Source organism: Leptolyngbya sp. CCY15150, from assembly GCF_016888135.1.
GTDB lineage: Bacteria > Cyanobacteriota > Cyanobacteriia > RECH01 > RECH01 > RECH01.
The window spans coordinates 120,689-138,321 of record NZ_JACSWB010000278.1 but is presented as its reverse complement, the minus strand read 5'-3'; the positions used below and the strand labels follow the sequence as shown (position 1 = coordinate 138,321).

18 protein-coding genes are annotated in these 17,633 nt (G+C 54.7%); 7 read left to right on the top strand and 11 right to left on the bottom strand.

Annotated features, from left to right (window positions below; genetic code table 11):
* The first annotated feature begins 43 nt into the window (after positions 1-43).
* Positions 44-1,219, top strand: coding sequence for a TRC40/GET3/ArsA family transport-energizing ATPase (locus JUJ53_RS21140; protein ID WP_204154005.1), 1,176 nt, complete (start codon positions 44-46; stop codon positions 1,217-1,219).
* On the opposite strand, the gene JUJ53_RS21135 is transcribed toward JUJ53_RS21140, so the two are convergent.
* Positions 1,192-2,538: a leucine-rich repeat-containing protein kinase family protein gene (locus JUJ53_RS21135; protein ID WP_204154004.1), complete on the bottom strand. Its 1,347-nt coding sequence runs from the start codon at positions 2,536-2,538 to the stop codon at positions 1,192-1,194. The genes JUJ53_RS21140 and JUJ53_RS21135 overlap by 28 nt on opposite strands.
* A 167-nt stretch (positions 2,539-2,705) precedes the next feature.
* Positions 2,706-3,071 (bottom strand): helix-turn-helix domain-containing protein, encoded by a 366-nt coding sequence (locus tag JUJ53_RS21130; RefSeq protein WP_204154003.1) that lies wholly within the window; start codon positions 3,069-3,071, stop codon positions 2,706-2,708.
* Between the two features lie 295 nt (positions 3,072-3,366).
* On the opposite strand from JUJ53_RS21130, the gene acsF reads away from it, so the two are divergent.
* The 4 genes from acsF (at position 3,367) to JUJ53_RS21110 (ending at position 7,900) form a co-directional block, all read left to right on the top strand.
* The gene (gene acsF, locus JUJ53_RS21125) at positions 3,367-4,443 is read left to right on the top strand and encodes a magnesium-protoporphyrin IX monomethyl ester (oxidative) cyclase (RefSeq protein WP_204154002.1); all 1,077 of its coding nucleotides are present in this window, start codon (positions 3,367-3,369) and stop codon (positions 4,441-4,443) included.
* Positions 4,444-4,468: 25 nt separating this feature from the next.
* Positions 4,469-5,218 carry a heme oxygenase (biliverdin-producing) gene (locus JUJ53_RS21120; protein WP_204154001.1) on the top strand — a complete coding sequence of 250 codons (750 nt, stop codon included), beginning with the start codon at positions 4,469-4,471 and terminating at the stop codon, positions 5,216-5,218.
* A gap of 173 nt (positions 5,219-5,391) precedes the next feature.
* Positions 5,392-6,789: an oxygen-independent coproporphyrinogen III oxidase gene (gene hemN / locus JUJ53_RS21115; protein ID WP_204154000.1), complete on the top strand. Its 1,398-nt coding sequence runs from the start codon at positions 5,392-5,394 to the stop codon at positions 6,787-6,789.
* A 238-nt stretch (positions 6,790-7,027) separates the two neighbouring features.
* Entirely contained in the window at positions 7,028-7,900 is an 873-nt protein-coding gene (locus tag JUJ53_RS21110) for a fatty acid desaturase (RefSeq protein ID WP_204153999.1), read from the top strand.
* A gap of 204 nt (positions 7,901-8,104) precedes the next feature.
* Here JUJ53_RS21110 and hemJ read toward each other — a convergent pair whose 3' ends face one another.
* From hemJ to nuoH, 6 genes are all read right to left on the bottom strand, one after another.
* Entirely contained in the window at positions 8,105-8,674 is a 570-nt protein-coding gene (gene hemJ, locus JUJ53_RS21105) for a protoporphyrinogen oxidase HemJ (protein WP_204153998.1), read from the bottom strand.
* Positions 8,675-8,897: 223 nt separating this feature from the next.
* Positions 8,898-9,818: an NAD(+) kinase gene (locus JUJ53_RS21100; RefSeq protein WP_204153997.1), complete on the bottom strand. Its 921-nt coding sequence runs from the start codon at positions 9,816-9,818 to the stop codon at positions 8,898-8,900.
* A 4-nt stretch (positions 9,819-9,822) separates the two neighbouring features.
* Entirely contained in the window at positions 9,823-10,128 is a 306-nt protein-coding gene (gene nuoK, locus JUJ53_RS21095; RefSeq protein ID WP_204154171.1) for an NADH-quinone oxidoreductase subunit NuoK, read from the bottom strand.
* Between the two features lie 81 nt (positions 10,129-10,209).
* Positions 10,210-10,827: an NADH-quinone oxidoreductase subunit J gene (locus JUJ53_RS21090; protein ID WP_204154170.1), complete on the bottom strand. Its 618-nt coding sequence runs from the start codon at positions 10,825-10,827 to the stop codon at positions 10,210-10,212.
* A 526-nt stretch (positions 10,828-11,353) separates the two neighbouring features.
* Positions 11,354-11,953, bottom strand: a complete 600-nt coding sequence (gene ndhI, locus JUJ53_RS21085) for a photosynthetic/respiratory NAD(P)H-quinone oxidoreductase subunit I (RefSeq protein ID WP_343328006.1) — start codon at positions 11,951-11,953, stop codon at positions 11,354-11,356.
* Positions 11,954-12,035: 82 nt separating this feature from the next.
* Entirely contained in the window at positions 12,036-13,157 is a 1,122-nt protein-coding gene (gene nuoH, locus JUJ53_RS21080; protein ID WP_204153996.1) for an NADH-quinone oxidoreductase subunit NuoH, read from the bottom strand.
* Between the two features lie 610 nt (positions 13,158-13,767).
* Here nuoH and JUJ53_RS21075 point away from each other — a divergent pair.
* Entirely contained in the window at positions 13,768-14,469 is a 702-nt protein-coding gene (locus JUJ53_RS21075; RefSeq protein ID WP_204154168.1) for a sigma-70 region 4 domain-containing protein, read from the top strand.
* A 221-nt stretch (positions 14,470-14,690) separates the two neighbouring features.
* The gene (locus tag JUJ53_RS21070) at positions 14,691-15,017 is read left to right on the top strand and encodes a hypothetical protein (protein WP_204153995.1); all 327 of its coding nucleotides are present in this window, start codon (positions 14,691-14,693) and stop codon (positions 15,015-15,017) included.
* Positions 15,018-15,052: 35 nt separating this feature from the next.
* Here JUJ53_RS21070 and thiL read toward each other — a convergent pair whose 3' ends face one another.
* The 3 genes from thiL to JUJ53_RS21055 all read right to left on the bottom strand — a co-directional run bounded on the left by thiL (position 15,053) and on the right by JUJ53_RS21055 (position 17,479).
* Positions 15,053-16,117, bottom strand: a complete 1,065-nt coding sequence (thiL, locus tag JUJ53_RS21065; RefSeq protein ID WP_204153994.1) for a thiamine-phosphate kinase — start codon at positions 16,115-16,117, stop codon at positions 15,053-15,055.
* 62 nt (positions 16,118-16,179) lie between these two features.
* A complete protein-coding gene (locus JUJ53_RS21060; protein WP_204153993.1) occupies positions 16,180-17,124 on the bottom strand; it encodes an RsmB/NOP family class I SAM-dependent RNA methyltransferase in 945 nt (314 codons plus the stop codon).
* Positions 17,125-17,131: 7 nt separating this feature from the next.
* Positions 17,132-17,479, bottom strand: coding sequence for a hypothetical protein (locus JUJ53_RS21055; protein WP_204153992.1), 348 nt, complete (start codon positions 17,477-17,479; stop codon positions 17,132-17,134).
* Positions 17,480-17,633 lie beyond the last annotated feature (154 nt).

The following is a 17,633-nucleotide window of genomic DNA, read 5'->3' as shown; positions in this document are numbered from 1 at the left end:
CAAATGTAAACGTTTCTCATCCTCAGGAAAGGTTCGGAACTCCATGCGCGTAATTTTGATGACCGGTAAGGGCGGCGTTGGCAAAACCTCGGTTGCGGCTGCCACCGGCCTCCGCTGTGCAGAACTCGGGTACAAAACCCTAGTCTTGAGCACCGATCCCGCCCATTCCCTAGCCGACAGCTTTGACCTAGAGCTATCCCACGATCCCACCCTGGTGCGTCCCAATCTTTGGGGAGCGGAACTGGATGCGTTGATGGAGCTAGAAGGCAACTGGGGAGCTGTGAAGCGCTATATTACCCAAGTCCTACAGGCACGAGGGCTAGAAGGGGTTGAAGCCGAGGAGTTGGCGATCTTACCCGGCATGGATGAAATTTTTAGCCTAGTGCGCATGAAGCGCCACTATGACGAAGGCGAGTTTGATGTGTTGATTATCGACTCAGCCCCCACCGGCACTGCCCTACGGCTCCTGAGCCTACCGGAAGTCGCCGGTTGGTATATGCGTCGCTTCTATAAACCGCTCCAGGCCGTCTCCGTGGCCCTGCGTCCCTTGGTGGAGCCGTTCTTTCGCCCCATCGCTGGCTTCTCCCTACCCAACCAAGAGGTGATGGACGCACCCTACGAATTTTATGAACAGATTGAAGCGCTGGAAAAGGTGCTGACCGACAATACCAAAACCTCGGTACGCTTGGTGACCAATCCCGAAAAAATGGTGATCAAGGAATCTCTGCGCGCCCATGCTTACCTAAGTCTCTATAACGTGGCCACCGATATGGTGGTGGCCAATCGGATCATTCCCGATGAAGTCACCGATCCCTTTTTCAAACGGTGGAAAGAGAATCAAGAGCAGTATCGCCGCGAGATTCACGACAACTTCCATCCCCTGCCAGTCAAGGAAGTACCGCTCTATTCCGAAGAAATGTGTGGTCTAGAAGCCCTCGATCGCCTCAAAGAAACGATCTACGGCTCCGAAGATCCCACCCAGGTCTATTACAAAGAAACTACGCTTCGGGTGGTGCAAGAGGAGAATCAATACAGCCTTGAAGTGTATTTGCCCGGCATTCCCAAAGATAAGGTAGACCTGAGCAAAACCGGCGACGAGCTGAATATTCGCATCGGCAACCATCGCCGTAATCTGGTACTACCTCAAGCCCTAGCTGCCCTGAAGCCCTCCGGAGCTAAGATGGAAGATGATTATCTCAAGATTCGATTTAGCTCTTGAGACGCGGCCAGATGAGCGAGGGTTTGTTCAATATCCTCAAAAGATGGACGGTAGGCGGGCTTGGGATTAACGCAAGCCTGCTGTAGGTGATGCAGATCGTCAATGCAATCTTCGTAGGAAGATAAAGCATCAAGGGTGCATCGGGTTAACAAATCCTCCAACAAACAGCCAAAGGCTCGCACCTCCAGATGTTCTAGAGCATCGCCAAAAACTGCATCTGTCGGATCATAAAAGGAGGCCGCGCCAAAATCGCTCAGCAAACTCTCTCCCTGCTCATTCACTAAGGTGTTGTGGGGATAGAGATCGCCATGGAGAATGCCCCTAGCATGGAGCCGCGCCGCCGCCGAAGCAACTCCCTGCACCGTCGCCAGAATCGCTGGTAGGGAAAATGTTTGCTCCGCAGGATAGGTATCGCGGGTGCAGGTATCCAGATTGGGCGGCCCCGCCAGCACGCCATAGCCAGGGGGAATCAGGTCAAAGACCAGTCCATTTTTCTGCTCGGGATGGTTCACCAACCGCCCCAGCAGCTTCACCAAATGGGGATGATTGCCTGCTGCGATGCAGGCCTGCATTTCATCCGCCGGAAAGCCATCGCTGGTGATCTCGCCCTTAAAGACTTTCACCGCCACCCTCTGGGGTGGATCGCAATGCCAGGTTGCTTGGGAGATGACGCCCGAGGCCCCCTGCCCCAGCACCTCGCCGACAGTGAGATCAGCCCAGTCAATGGCGGGCAGCGATCGCTCTTCCCTTGCCCCAGACGCACAGAAGGGATTGCCTGCATAGGCTAGCCAGGACAGTTTCGGCAAATGCAGCAGCCAGTCGGGCAGGGCATCGAGTTGATTGGCCGCCAAGCGGATCAGCTCTAGGTTGTGACAATGGGCCAGTTCTGGAGGGAGCGATCGCAGTTGGTTGCCCGCCAGCATCAGTTTCTGCAGGTGCTGACATTGACCGATCTCTGCAGGCACCTGGGTGATGTGATTGTCGGTGAGAATCAACCAGCGCAGCCGGGGAGATAGCACCGCCGCTGGTAGGGTATGAATTTGGTTGGACTTGAAGCCCAAGATCATTAGAGACGGACAGCGGGCGACGACTTCCGGCACCGTCTCAAAGTTGTTCTTAAAGCAAAATAATGCCTTGAGACGGGTAAACTGACTGAGCTCATCGGGGAGCGATCGCAGTTGATTATTCGACAGGTCAAGAACCTCTAGGGAATCTTTCAGTTGCAATAGCTCTAGGGGAAATTCCGTCAGACCAGCAGATATATTAATCCGCGTTGCCCCAGCTAGTTGACCCGATCGCAGTGCAGTTAATGTATCCATGGGCTACCTTTCCTCAAGGGTCATGCAAGAGCAAACTGGATAGCGAGTTCCACGTTTTTCACGTTCTCCCGAGGGAGGACATGGAGGGCATCATCGAGGTGTTGCAGCACCCCCGAGTCGATCCCCTGTCCTCGTCAGGAACCATCGCATCGTTCCCCATCATAGCCCTAGAGCCACGGCGGTGTATTCAGCACACATAGACAGGGATCCTGGGCCAGCCATTGTGCTCCCACCTGATGCAGCGCCGCCATCACCGGCTGCAGTTGTTGCCCCTTCGACGTCAGGGAATATTCCACCCGAGGCGGCACCTCAGCATAGATGCGTCGCTCCACCAGCCCATGGGCCTCCAACTCCCGCAGACGCTGGGTCAACGTCTTCGTGCTGACACCGGGCAAGGCGGCTAGAAGCTCATGGGTACGGCGATCGCCCCCAAACAACTCTCGCAGCACCAGAATTGACCACTTGTTGCCCAGCAAATCCACTACAAACTGGATGGGACACTGGGCATCAATGCAAGGGTTATCGTTCGCCATACCATCCAACTGAATTACCACCCAACCAAATACCACCCAACCGATTCAGCCATAGACCAGGGGCACAGCAAGCTGATTGACCCAATTCTGGAATTCTAGAAGCTTTGCCCAGGCTTTTTTAACAACTCATACAAAACTATATATTTCTTAAAACAGACCTCAGACGCAGACAGGACACCAATGCTTTACTCGCGGTTACTAAGAGGTAGCTGCGGTAACTGCCTTGTGAGCGATCGCCACTTCAGGGAAAGATGTTGCTCAACACCGATAAGAACAAACACGGTTCAAGCAAGTTATGGTCAGTTCTACTCCCTCCCCTGAAGCAGCGATCGCCCGTCCAGGCATCAAAGCCCCAGTTCAAGAAACTCTCCTAACACCGCGATTTTATACCACCAATTTTGACGCCGTTGCTCAGATGGACTTGTCTGGGCATGAAGATGAGATGGAGTCGGTTTTGGCGGAGCTGCGGGCCGACTACAACCGCTATCACTTTGTGCGCAACGAGGAATTCAACCAATGCTGGGATAGCATTGATGGCGAAACTCGTCGGGCCTTTATCGATTTTCTCGAACGCTCTTGCACCTCAGAGTTTTCGGGTTTCTTGCTGTTCAAAGAACTCTCTCGCAAGCTCAAGGGACGCAGCCCAGTCTTATCGGAAGCCTTTGAGCTTCTAGCGAGGGATGAAGCGCGCCACGCTGGCTTTTTGAATAAGGCCATGGCCGACTTCGGGCTATCGCTCGACCTCGGCTATCTCACCAAAAACCGTACCTATACATTCTTCCCACCAGAATGGGTCATCTACACCGTTTACCTGTCTGAAAAAATTGGCTACTGGCGCTATATTCTGGTGTTCCGCCATCTTGAACAACATCCTGAGCATCGTATCTATCCTCTATTCAAATATTTTGAAAGCTGGTGTCAGGATGAAAATCGTCACGGTGACTTCTTCAAAGTTTTGCTGCGATCGCAGCCTAAGCTCTGGAAGACCTGGACAGGCCGTCTCTGGGCCCGCTTCTTCCTGCTCACCGTCTTTGTCACCCATACCCTCACGGTACTAGAACGCGCATCGTTCTACGAATCCATTGGTCTCGATGCTGATCAATACAACAAAGACGTGATTCGCAACACCAATGAAACCGCTCGGCGCGCTTTTCCTAGCATTCTAGACACCGATCATCCCCAGTTTTTTCCCCGACTGCAGGCCTGCGCGATCGCCAATCAACACCTTGCAGAGATTGCCAGCGCTAAGCGTCCTGGCATCCTCAAATTCGCCCAAAAACTGCCCTGGATCAGCGTCATTCTTTGGCACATGATCTTTCTTTACCTGCTGCCATCGATCAACACAGAACCATCGAGAGCAACGGTTCATTAATATTCAAAAGTAGTTGGAGTACATCATGACTCAGTTATCTGCTCGCCTCCGGGAAGGCACTCAGCAGTCTCATACCGCTGCTGAAAATACGGCTTTTATGAAATGCTTTTTGAAAGGCATTGTCGAACGGGAACCCTTGCGCAAGCTATTTGCCGATCTTTATTTCGTCTATAGCACCCTAGAAACCGCCTTTCAGCATTACATCGACCATCCCATCGTCGGGGCCATGTATTTTCCCGACCTGAACCGCGCCGATCAGCTGGCCAAGGATCTCGCCTATTACTACGGTGACACCTGGCGCGATCAAATTACGGCAACGCCAGCGGGTGTGATCTATTGCGATCGCATCAAAACTATCGCTGAAACCGATCCAGTGCTGCTCATTGCCCATTCCTATACCCGCTACATGGGCGATCTATCGGGCGGACAAAGTCTGAAAAATATTATTCGCTCGGCGCTCGATCTTCCCAGCGGCATAGGTACGGATATGTACGAGTTTCCTGCCCTAGCCACACCAGCAGCAAAGCGAAACATTAAGGAACAATATCGCCAAGCCCTGGATTCCCTCCCCTTAGACGACGAGACCATTGAACGCATCGTCGCTGAAGCCAATGATGCCTTTACCCTCAACCGCGACGTGATGCATGAGCTAGAAGACGAGGTGAAAGCCGCCATTGGTGACCACACCTTTGACCTGCTGACTCGCCAAGACCGCCCCGGCAGCACCGCCCGCTGTCCTCACCACAGCAGCGATCGCGAGCTAGCTGTAGGTTAAGGGATCCTCGATCTCCCCTGGTCTCGAAAACGAGGGGGGATCCCAAGGGATCGCTCTTACATCATCCAGCTCTTTGACACGGCAACACTGTCGAAGAGCTGGCACGACCCCAGAGCCATGTCGGTGTCTTGGCCACCCCTCTCGTTTTCACCACACCTTAATGCCTGTCCATCATGAAATCCTTATCTCAAACCGTTCAGTTTGACGCCGATCTGCTCAATAAATATAATCAACCCTTACCGCGCTACACCAGCTATCCTCCCGCCACTGAACTATCCTCCGATTTTAATCTCACCGATTTTCGAACCGCGATCGCCCTCGGCAACTATAAGAAAACACCCCTATCGCTCTATTGCCACATTCCCTTTTGTGAAACCGCCTGTTATTTCTGTGGCTGCAACACCATTGTCACCCCACGCAAAGGCATTGCTAGCCCCTACGTAGACTATCTCTCTCGCCATATTCAGCAAATTGCGCCCCTCGTCAGCCGCGATCGCCGCGTGCATCAGCTCCATTGGGGCGGCGGTACGCCCAATTATCTCAGCCTGACTCAGGTTGAAACGCTGTGGGAACAGATAACTAAGAATTTTACCTTTGACGACGCTGCCGAAATTTCCATCGAGATCAATCCACGGGATGGCGATCGCCACTATTTGCATACCCTGCGGCAGCTTGGCTTCAACCGCATTAGCTTTGGCATTCAAGACTTTAACCCCACGGTGCAAGCCGCTATCAATCGGGTACAGCCTGAATCCATGTTGTTTGACGTCATGGACTGGATTCGGGAAGCCAACTTTGAGAGTGTCAACGTCGATCTGATCTACGGTCTACCCTACCAAACCCTCGATACATTCCGAGAAACCGTCGAAAAGACCCTAGAACTCAATCCCGATCGCATCGCCGTCTTCAACTTTGCCTATATTCCCTGGCTGAAGCCGATTCAAAAGCGGATGCCCGAGTCGGAGATGCCCAGCAGTGCCGAAAAGCTGAAAATCCTACAGCAAACCATCGCTCAGCTAACCCAAGCTGGCTATGTGTTTATCGGCATGGATCACTTTGCCAAACCCAATGATGAATTAGCGATCGCTCAGCAGGCCGGCGAACTGCACCGCAACTTCCAAGGCTACACCACCCAGCCCGAATCTGACCTACTAGGCTTTGGCATGACCTCCATCAGCATGTTGCAGGATGTCTATGTACAAAACCATAAGCGCATCGGTGATTTCTACCGTGCCCTAGATGCCGACCAGTTGCCCATCGATAAAGGCGTGCGCCTCACCCAGGATGATCTGATTCGGCGCACCGTGATTATGGAACTGATGTGTCAGTTCCAGTTATCGGTACAAGACCTAGAGGCTAAGTATCACCTAGGGTTTGACCTAGAGTTTAACGACTATTTTGCGCCGGTGCTCCCCCAACTGGATGCCCTAGAAGCCGATGGACTGCTCAAGCGCTGGGGAGATGGCATTGAAGTCACCCCTAGCGGTCGCTTGCTGATTCGCAACATCGCCGCTGTGTTTGATACTTACCTAGGCGCTCGCACAGGCAATACCTTTTCGAAGGCAATTTAAGGAACGACACCTATAGATGGGTCGCGCATATCCCATCTCAATCTTGCCAACTTGGGGCGTTGCTGATCACCCAAAGTGCTGATCATCCAAATCAATAGGGGTCTGCACGTGTTAGCACAACCTTAATCAGGATTCTCATGCCTTGTGCTCGTCAGCAACACCCAAGCTGGACATCCTGGGCCACCGAGCCTCCAGGAAACTCTAAACCCCTAGCTCATTGTGTTGTGTGAGGTTATTCATGTCCGTTAGTTCTCTACCACCCCATCCCAGCCGCTATCCTCTCAACTGGGTTGCCGTTACATTATTCACCGCCGTCCATGCCCTAGCCCTGCTGGCCCCATGGTTTTTCTCATGGTCAGCCCTAGGCGTGATGCTGGCCCTCCACTGGCTCTTTGGCAGCATTGGCATTTGCCTTGGCTACCATCGCCTCCTCAGTCATCGCAGCTTTCAAGTTCCTCGCTGGCTGGAATATGCGATCGCCATTATTGGCGCACTGGCCCTGCAAGGCGGCCCCATTTTCTGGGTGGCGGGCCACCGTCTGCACCACGCCCACACCGAAGACCTAGAGCAAGATCCCTATTCTGCCAAGCGCGGCTTTTGGTGGAGCCATATGCTGTGGATGATCTATCCCCACCCAGATTTCTTCACCTACGATCGCTACCAAAAATTTGCCCCCGACCTAGCCCGCCAAGGCTTTTACCGCTGGCTCAACAGCAACTTTCTGCTGTTGCAAATCCCCCTAGGGTTGCTGCTCTATGCCATCGGCGGCTGGTCGTTCATCATCTACGGTCTGGTCTTGCGCGCCGTCTTGCTCTGGCATAGCACCTGGTTTATCAACTCCGTCACCCACATGTGGGGTTATCGCACCTTCCACGTCAACGATAATTCTCGAAACCTTTGGTGGGCAGCAATCTTGACCTACGGTGAAGGCTGGCACAATAACCATCACGCCTATCCCCACGTGGCCAAAGCAGGCTGGCGCTGGTGGGAAGTTGATGTTACCTGGTGGGCGATCTGGCTACTCAAGTCGGTCGGTCTAGCCCGAGAGGTTGTTATGCCGCCAGAAAAAGCTCTTGCTCTTGCTGTTCAACCGGTGCAGCGATCGCTCTAATCTCGCTGTACCAAAGCCAACTTGCACAGATAACAGTCGGGGTGTAGCCATTACACCCCGTTTTTTTGTCGCTCTCTCGACTAAATCGCTACCAATACTGTGGCTCTTGAGCTGGATGTGACATGGGTACAGATACGCGAATGGGGTGAAGCCGCAACTCCACCCCACCCTATACCTCTGGATAGCAATGCTACAGAGCGATGGCTAAGACTGACTCGACACCGTCAACTCTTCCTGCTTCTTCAAGCGACGCTTGCGGGCATAGAGTTGGATAATTACCGCGATCGCCAACACCGCTGCTCCAGTTCCCCAAGCCGTGGCGCTGGTGGGCAAACTATTCTTAAAGATAGCTAGCAGCACAATCAAGCCCAGCAAAATCGTAGGGATTTCGTTAATCCGCCGCATTTGCATACTGTTAATCGTGCAGGTATCTTCAGCAAGCTGGCGCTGCAGCCGTCCACAGTAGAAGTGGAATCCCAACAGAATCGCGACCAAGAGCAGCTTCACGTGCAGCCATGCTTCCCGCATCACGTGGGGTTCTGTGGCAACGATCGCGATCGCCATGGTGATGGTGAACATCATGGCAGGCATCATGATCAGCTTATAGAGACGCTTCTCCATCCGGCTGTATTCTTCCTTGAGAGCCGAGCGGATGGGTTCGGGTCTTTCTTCTGTTTCGATGTGATAAACAAAGAGGCGTGGTAGATAAAATAATCCGGCGAACCAGGCTACAAAGCCAATGATATGAAATGCTTTAAACCAAAGATATGCCATGATGCGCTATAAACGTTTGCTAAGACGACCATCTTTTATATTACCGAGGATGGCTGGCGGTCTAGACCCAGCCCCCTGGATATAGTGTTGATTCTTAATATTTATAGCGCTTCCGCAGGGGAGGTCTGCAATGGCTTAGCCCGCGCCTTAACGGAGCAACCAACGGAAATCTATCGCTGAGATCCCAGACGTGGCCTTCCGACCTGTCTCAACAAGTGAACAATTAATTGCGGTGATTGTTGCTGTAGGGCACATTGGCCCCAGCCCACTGCAGCTTTTCGCGCAGGGTGCGGTAGTAGGAATAGTTTTCCCGCAGCATGATGAACTGGGCGGGGCGATCGGCCATGCGCACATCCACCCGCTGTCCTGGCCAGATTGAGGTGGCCAGCACACCATCCATCCACAGCTTGGTGTTGAGTTCCCGATCAGCCAAGGGCCAAATACTCACCACCGAGCCGCAGGGGAGAATGATTGGACGGCTGGAGAGACTTAGGGGACAAATGGGGGTGATGGCGATCGCATCCATGCCGGGATGAAGAATCGGGCCATTGGCCGCCACGGTGTAGCAGGTAGATCCCGTGGGCGTGGCCACAATTAGCCCATCACCTTGGTACTGATCCACTACTTCGCCATCGATGGCTAGCTCTAGAATCGACGTGATCATGCGATCGGCGGAGGCGGGCTTCACGCACATCTCATTCAGCGCAAAAAAGCGATCGCTCACCGGCTCCAGATTAGTATGGTTGCCCTCAAAGGTTGCGCCCTGGAGCATCATCCGCTGCTGCACTGCAAAGCGATCGTCCCGCAGGCGATCCCACACTTGGTCTGAATCTTGAAAAATATCGAGGGGTTCGGTCAAAAAACCTAAATGACCGCCCACATTCACCGCCAAGATCGGGATACCGTCCGGCGATAGATGCCGCGCCGCCGCCAAGGTTGTCCCATCGCCCCCCAGCACCAGAGCTAGGTCAATGGGCTGGGAGACCGAGGCTAGAAAAACCGGGTAGGGATTGTCTTTTGGCCCGCTTGGGCCCATTAAAACACGACATCCCCGCGCTTCGAGCTGTCTCGCACAGACTTCAGCAACCCGCTGGCTATTCCGGTCTCCAGCTTTATGGGCAATGATAACTTGCTTTAGATCCACTCCCTTACCACTTGAGGAGATTGAATTGCTCCATATCCACCGTGTTGCGATTCCGGTAGATGGACAGCACAATGGCTAGCCCCACGGCCGCTTCCGCCGCCGCGATCGTAATCACAAACACCCCAAACACCTGCCCCTTAATGCTAGCCGGATCGAGGTAGTTGGCGAAGGCAATCAGGTTGAGGTTCACGGCATTCAACAACAGTTCGATCGACATCAGCACCCGAATGGCATTACGGCTGGTGACCAGACCATAGATGCCGATGCAAAACAGGGCAGCGGCTAGCAGTAGAAAATACTGAAGAGAAATCATGACTATCTACAGAGTACAGATTAAAAACACCACATCAACAGGAAGCGATCGCTGGGGAGCGATCGCTTCTAGATTTCCCTAACTCTCCGAGTCACTGGGGGTTGTTGCCACCCCAGCCAACTCCCGAGGGCGCTCAGGCAAGGTCAAAGCTGGACGTTGAATCGTGTCGGCATCTAGGTCAGGCAGAAACTCTCGCCGTGCCAGCACAATCGCCCCAATCAACGCAATCAGCAACAGCACCGAGGCCAGCTCAAAGGGCAGCAAGAAGTCGCTAAACAAGTGCTGACCAATAATCACCGTTGCGTTGTCTCCCGCCGCAGGCAGCATAGACACTTGCCAGGGGGTGGTTAAGATCATCGCGCCCAGGAGAGCAAACAACCCAATGCAGACCGCTGCCGTCGCCGCTCGCCCCAGCCACACATTTTTCAGGGGCACGAAATCTTCCTGCTTGTTGACCAACATGATGCCGAACAGGATCAAGACATTCACCGCGCCGACATAGACCAACACTTGGGCCGCCGCCACAAAGCCTGCATTCAGCAAAATATAGAGCCCAGAGATGCTAATAAACACCCCCCCAAGCAAAAACGCTGAATAGACGATGCTGGATAGCAACACCACACCGAGGGCTGTGCCGAGCATCATCACGGCTAGCACCCCAAACGAAACGAGCTGAACTCCATCGGCTAAATTCACAACTGATGAATCTCCTTCTTTATCGGCTGTTGACATCCTCTCTACTCAATCGCTAGACGATAGGAGTGGAGAGTCCTTGGATCACTCCAAAGATTTCCTGCTTCTCTGGCTCATGCCTAGATACCCAAGCAAGCCTGGATACCCCCGGTCAGAACGCCTCCACAGGCTGTTTGTTTTACGTCCACTTGGTGCCCCCAAGCAGGACGGATCTAAAGGGTTGTGTTTCGCTTTGCTCTATACAGGTTGTCAGTGTCTTAACCGTTCTCTGAGCCGCCTACTGGATGAGCCATCCGTATTGTTGCGCTTTACCGCTAAAGGAATGGTATCAGTCAGGTGTAGATTTCGGCGCTATTCCTTCTCTCACGATCCCATGGTTCAGGGATGCACCCCAATCCACATGCCCTACACCACCAGCCAAATCAACGATTATGGCTGGTGGACTGGTCGGCTTTTGATAGTTGGGCCCACAAGCAGGATTGGCAGCACAACCTCGTTCAAACTCTGGCTGTGCAACCAACGCCATAGGCTACTTAGAGGGGGTTTCCTGTTCTTGTTCTTCCAGAATTTCATCTGGGGTCTTGCCAGACCGACGGGAACCCGCAGGCAGATCATGGGGATCCAAGACACCCTTGGGCAAATATCCCAATTCCCGTAGAGGCGTCACCATTGGATCTTGGGTCACCTTATAGGGTAGACGGCCCAACGCTACATTATCGTAGTTCAACTCATGGCGATCGTAGGTTGCTAGTTCATATTCTTCCGTCATCGACAAACAGTTGGTGGGGCAATATTCCACACAGTTGCCGCAGAAAATACAAACGCCGAAGTCAATGCTGTAATGCTTCAGCTTTTTCTTCTTGGATTCTTTGTTAAATTCCCAATCCACCACAGGCAGGTTGATCGGGCAAACTCGTACACAGACTTCGCAGGAAATGCACTTATCAAACTCGAAGTGAATGCGTCCGCGATAGCGTTCAGACGGGATCAGCTTCTCGTAGGGATACTGCACCGTGACAGGACGGCGCTGCATGTGGTCGAAGGTCACCGACAGACCCTGACCAATGTACTTGGCGGCCTGCAGCGTCTCCTTGGTATAGTCGCTGACTTGTTTGAGAAACTTCAACATGGTGTTTTGCTCTCTCGGTATGCTCAGATAATCGGCGTCTGCAATGGGTAACGCGAGGGTAGACCGTCGTTAAGGATCGGTCTTAACCGCCAAAGGCGATGGGAAAGGCTAGTTTCAGCCCCGCCGTCACCAATAGGTTAACAAGGGCGATGGGCAGCAGGAACTTCCAGCCCAGGTTCAACAGTTGGTCGATGCGCACCCGAGGCACGGTCCAGCGCACCAACACAGCTAGAAAGACCAGCAGGTAGGCCTTAAAGACCGTCATGACAATCCCTAAGGAAGCGGTGACGACCTGAAGCCACGGCGTCGTTTCACTCACCCCAATCCAACTGGCGATCAGATCGATGGAAATGGGAAATTCCCAGCCCCCGAGGTATAGCACGGCTACCAGCAGGGCAGATAGCACTAGGTTAACGTAGGAGCCTAGGTAGAAGAGGGCAAACTTCATGCCCGAATATTCTGTTTGGTAGCCCGCCACCAGTTCTTCTTCCGCTTCAGGCAAGTCAAAGGGCAAGCGCTCACATTCGGCCAGGGCAGACACCCAGAAAATGAGGAATCCGACCGGCTGCCGCCAGATATTCCATCCGAGGATGCCGTAGCCCGACTGCTGTTCCACAATGTCGATGGTGCTCAGGGAGTTGGACATCATGACGATGGCCAAGACCGCGAGCGCCAAGGGAATTTCATAGCTGATCGACTGGGCAGCGGCCCGTAGACCACCGAGAAGCGCATATTTATTGTTGGAGGCATAGCCTGACATCAGCAGACCGATGGGGGCAATGCTCGACAGGGCAATCCATAGAAAAATGCCGACCCCGAGGTCCGTAATCAGCATGTGTTGGCCGAAGGGCACCACGATGAAGGAGAGGAACACCGGCACCACCACCAACACCGGGCCCAGGGTAAAGAGCCAGCGATCGGCTTTTGCCGGGACAATGTCTTCTTTAAATAAAAGCTTGACGCCATCGGCGACGGGAATCAGCATCCCAAAGGGCCCGGCATATTCGGGGCCAATCCGTTGTTGGGCAGCGGCAGATACTTTTCGTTCTAGCCAGGTGGTGACCAACACGCCAACGGTGGCAGAGACCAGCATCAGGAGCAAGGGTAGGGGAACCCAAACGGCCTTAGCAAGCTCCGCTGGCAGGCCTAGCTGGATCAGGAGTTCAATAAAACTTCGCTGTAAATCAATACCAGATGAGTTCATACGCTCGAAGTTTGGTGGATGGGCTTCAATCAGGCTGAGCGATCGCTGGATAGAACCGAGGATGCTGAGCCAAGCTTGTATAAGCTGAACAACTAGTGGTTTTTCTACTGTTCAGTATATCGTTGCGTGACTTAACAATCGGACAGAGACCCCTAGGAAGTTTAGGACAGTTTGATAAGTTGTGCTTAAGTGAGGGGCGATCGCTCCCGTTGCCATCTTCCCATCGCTGGTTACCAGTAACCCAGCCAGCCTAGGCTGGGTCTAGGTTATACCCCTATACTTTGGCATTTATACCCACATCTATGCCCATCTTGGTACCCATCAGTATCAAGGATGGTCTATGAGTGATCTCGATCAATCCTGAAGCTGCTCCATCAGGGTGTGCCATTCCATCAGCTCCTTGATCAACACGGTGACGTGGCCGCCGCCGCTGGAAGGCGATCGCCCTCCCGACCGACACCTCCCGTGAAATTTTCGTTGGGAACAGCAAGGACTGTTTATAATTCAGAGGACTTGACTCCATGGATAGGGCGTCAGGCTAGGGAGGCTTCAAGTCGGACAAGCGATCGCCCCCTTGTCTCCCAGGTTTTGATTTTGGTTATTGGCTATTGTGCAAGTCCCCAACTTTCCAGAATGTAGTCATCCGCTGATTCGATCGCTGTCTCACTATAGCGATCAAGAGCTGTTGACCCTATTCCAGCGCCATCCTGAAGCGGGGCAATACTTTACTGCGATTTTTTGCCGCTATAGCCCGCTGGTTTACACCCTCATCCGCCATTCAGCGCGATCGCCGGTTCAGGCAGACTATCTCTTTGCCATGACCTGGCGACATATCTATCACGAGCTGGGGGGGCTGGATTTGTATGAACCGGGACGGGAACGGCCGGCAGGAGCCGAAGGGGGAGCCGCCCAGATGACCCTGCAAAGCTGGCTGATTAACATCACGGCGGTGTGCATCAACCGAGCTGAGCTGCCCCCGGTGGAAGACATTCACTATTCCCTAGATCACACCTCACCGCCCCTCTGGTGCTACGTTGACCAAGCCCTTGAGCAACTTCCCCCCACGCGGCGCTTAATTGTCTTGCTCAGCCACACCTTTCACTGGAGCGATACCCGTATCTCCGCCTACCTGCAGGCCGAAGGAGATATGCTCACCCCCACTACCGTGCGCGCCGAATTTCAAAAAGGCTGCCAGCAGCTTGAAGACTTGCTGCCGGTGGATATTCGCACCATTTACCTCGACGGCGGCACCGCCCGGCTCAAGGATGCCCTCGACGCTAGCTCCGCCGCCGCCGACTTGCAGGTTGACTAAGGGCCCAGCCGGTTGCCGGAGGACGGGGCGATCGCCCCCATCTGCCCTTCCAACCTGCCCCCAATCCCTAAGCCAAGCGGTGAAAGCGCTACCGATTGCAGCAAGGGTGATAATCTAATTCAGTACATATCGGTTCCCACTCACCATTGCCGCAGTCGTTGATGGCGTCATGGCCATCACTCTGGGGCATGAGTTGAGGTTGTGTAGAACAGGACACATCCGTGAAGTATTTCTTTTTGTCTGATGGCTGGGTTATTGGTCGAGTCTGGGGGATTGGCGGGCTGTGGGACGAGCTGGCCTGGCGGCGCAATCCTGAACTTCATCGCATGAACCTCTATCTGGTGGAGCAGGGCGAAACCCTATGGCTCTACCGAGTTGAGGATGCGGTGGTGATGGTGGAAGTGAAGCCGGGTGCCTTGAACTCACCTGGGGCCATTGGGCAGGTCGTGCTCAAGCGCTTGATTACGGCGGAACAGGTGTTAGAGCGGCTCTGCTCCGCCGATGCCGTGACCAGCCTATCGGCGGCCAACCAGCCCAAGCTGGGCTAGGTGATCCGCGATCGCTCCCCCAATGGCTTCCCAATCTAGGCTTCGTCAAAATGCTGAAACCCTTGCTGTAGGGAAAGATAGGATGCATCCCTGGGCTGAGACTCACCCGACTGGGAGCGATCGCCCACCACCACCTCAAGCGCTGACGTCGTATAGCCAATGATCGCCGCGCCGGGGCACTGGGCAACGAAGGCTGGGGCGATCGCCTCCGGCAGACATAGCACCAGCTCAAAATCTTCCCCACCATAGAGCGTCCAGGTTAGGGCCTGCTCTGCCGATTGCCACTGGGCCACCTCCGGCGGTGTCGGTAGGCGCGATCGCTCCAGAAGGGCACCGACGCCACTAGCCTGACAGATTTGCAGCACAGCATCGGCTAGACCATCACTGCTATCCATGGCAGCGATCGGCCGATCAAGCTGCCAGACTCCCACGGCCTCCAGCAAGGGCAAGACATCCAGCCGAGGCCGAGGACGCTGATGGGCTTGGATCAACCGCTGTTGCTGGCCCACAGACAGCGGACAGGGATCGTCAGGAGACAGCAACCGCTCTAGCCCAGCCCGCGAAGCGCCATGTTCACCGGTCACCACAATGGCGTCCCCCACCTGAGCCGCCGATCGCCGCAGCACTCGCTGGGGATGCACCTGGCCCAAAGCCGTGATCCCCAAGGTGACCACGGGCGATCGGCAAATATCGCCGCCCACAATCGCCGTTCCATAGGCAGCGGCACAGGCGGCCATACCCTGGTACAGCGCTTCCACCCAAGCCACTGGCACTGTCCCCGGCAGGCTCAGCCCAATGGTCAACCCCACCGGTCTAGCGCCCATGGCGGCCAGGTCAGAGAGATTGGCAGCGATCGCCCGCCAGCCCACATCCGTCGGCGACGTGGTTTGCTGGGGCAGGGCTAGCCCCAAACTGAAGTGAACGCCATCCACCAACACATCGGTGGTGACCACCAAATCCTGATCCGGCGGTAGAGCCAGCACCGCAGCATCATCCCCCACCATCTCCGGCGGACAGTAGCTCTGCAAACGGCGCAGGAGGCCCTGCTCGCCAATCTCTTGCACGACTAACTCAGATTCAGGCTTAGGCTCAGACACCATAGGGGTCGCACTCACACAATCAACGAGCCAGGTGATTCCAGCGATCGCCCCAGCCCAGAGAACTAATGTATCCTAACGGCGGGATGATCGGTCAACACCGGCAGGGGCGCGGGCTGTCCTGCCTTGGTGGAGCGCAGCAGCAGGGCAAAGGCTCCAGCACCTAGGCCATCCTGAGGAAACATGCGATAGCAGGGGCGATCGCTGAGGGTAGATTGGTAGGCCGCCAGATGGGGCACGGTTACCGCGGCAAACTGGGGAAACCGCTGGAGAAACCAATCGCCCACCTGCTCGTTTTCCTCCGGTGAATAGGCACAGGTCATATAGACCAGGTAACCCCCTGGAACCACCACCTGAGCGGCATTGGCCAAGATGCGTTTTTGGCGGTTGGCATTTTTATTAATAGTCACCGGATGGAAACAGCCCGGTGCTTTGCTGCCCTTGGCCAGCAGCGACTGTCCTGAGCAGGGCGCATCCACGATCACCACATCGGCGGTATGGGGCATCAGGTCTGCCAACACCTGGGGATCGACACTGAGGCTGAGGGCCGGCGAGATACGGCAGCGCTTCAGGTTTGACCGCAGGGCCGGCACCCGTTTGCCGATGGTTTCATTGGCAATCAACAGCCTAGGCTGAAGCGATCGCCAAGCAAACACACTCTTGCCCCCCGGCGATGCACAAACATCCACCACCAGCGGCTCCGGTGGGGCGATCGCTTCCAGAACCGAGGCGGCAAACACGGACGAAAAATCCAGACAGTAGCCATAGCCCGCCTCATGGAGCGGATGTTTACCCGGCTGTTCATGGAGAACAAGGCGATCGACAAACTTGGGCTGCCAGGGCAGGGGAGGCAGGGTAGCAAACGGTCGCTCTGGCGGCTCGTGGCACCAAAGAAAACAAGGATGAAACGGCTGGGGCTGGGTCAACGCTGCCATAAAAGCCGCTTGCTCATCTGGATCGCGGCAGATCCGCCGACTGAGTTTTAGCAATAAATTAGAAGGCGAAGACATGGAGATCCTAAAGCAGCGGCTGCAGTCGAGCTAGCCAGGCAGACGGATCCTCCACGGTGAGAATCAGCCGCTTGTAGTAGTCCTGGGACGTCAGATCCAGGGTTAGAATGCGATCGCGTTGGGTGATGTACCAAAATTCGCGCCCCTGCTCAGTGTAGAACGTGCCCGCCACCAGCCAGGGCAAACCCGTTCCTGGCGCACGCAGCACCCGCCAACTGAGGGGCGGCATCGTGCTGCTCACCGATTGAATATGAGCGCGAGGGATGTCAATGCGAGCCCCAAGGTGAAACGCCCAAAAGCGTTCCATAGGCTCCAGCTCAACCGAGAAAGTATCTGCCGTAAGGGTGAGGTTCATGGTGGCACAGCTCTAGCAGTTTGATGGGGAGCACGTGAGTTCGACGGAGGTTATCAGCCTCTTCGTTCATCCTGAGCTAGTTGTAGGGCGCTGTTAGGCGCAACCAGCACCGTCTCGTGGAGCGCTGATACAGGATGCTGCCGCTCATGCATCA

Excerpts from the sequence above, each read along its gene's own strand:
- thiL (WP_204153994.1), bottom strand. The coding sequence starts at position 16,117 with ATGGTGTCTGAGCCTAAGCCTGAATCTGAGTTAGTCGTGCAAGAGATT.
- JUJ53_RS21055 (WP_204153992.1), bottom strand. The coding sequence starts at position 17,479 with ATGAACCTCACCCTTACGGCAGATACTTTCTCGGTTGAGCTGGAGCCT.
- JUJ53_RS21110 (WP_204153999.1), top strand. The coding sequence starts at position 7,028 with ATGTCCGTTAGTTCTCTACCACCCCATCCCAGCCGCTATCCTCTCAAC.
- JUJ53_RS21060 (WP_204153993.1), bottom strand. The coding sequence starts at position 17,124 with ATGTCTTCGCCTTCTAATTTATTGCTAAAACTCAGTCGGCGGATCTGC.
- ndhI (WP_343328006.1), bottom strand. The coding sequence starts at position 11,953 with ATGTTGAAGTTTCTCAAACAAGTCAGCGACTATACCAAGGAGACGCTG.
- JUJ53_RS21140 (WP_204154005.1), top strand. The coding sequence starts at position 44 with ATGCGCGTAATTTTGATGACCGGTAAGGGCGGCGTTGGCAAAACCTCG.
- JUJ53_RS21130 (WP_204154003.1), bottom strand. The coding sequence starts at position 3,071 with ATGGCGAACGATAACCCTTGCATTGATGCCCAGTGTCCCATCCAGTTT.
- JUJ53_RS21120 (WP_204154001.1), top strand. The coding sequence starts at position 4,469 with ATGACTCAGTTATCTGCTCGCCTCCGGGAAGGCACTCAGCAGTCTCAT.
- hemJ (WP_204153998.1), bottom strand. The coding sequence starts at position 8,674 with ATGGCATATCTTTGGTTTAAAGCATTTCATATCATTGGCTTTGTAGCC.
- acsF (WP_204154002.1), top strand. The coding sequence starts at position 3,367 with ATGGTCAGTTCTACTCCCTCCCCTGAAGCAGCGATCGCCCGTCCAGGC.
- JUJ53_RS21135 (WP_204154004.1), bottom strand. The coding sequence starts at position 2,538 with ATGGATACATTAACTGCACTGCGATCGGGTCAACTAGCTGGGGCAACG.
- hemN (WP_204154000.1), top strand. The coding sequence starts at position 5,392 with ATGAAATCCTTATCTCAAACCGTTCAGTTTGACGCCGATCTGCTCAAT.
- nuoH (WP_204153996.1), bottom strand. The coding sequence starts at position 13,157 with ATGAACTCATCTGGTATTGATTTACAGCGAAGTTTTATTGAACTCCTG.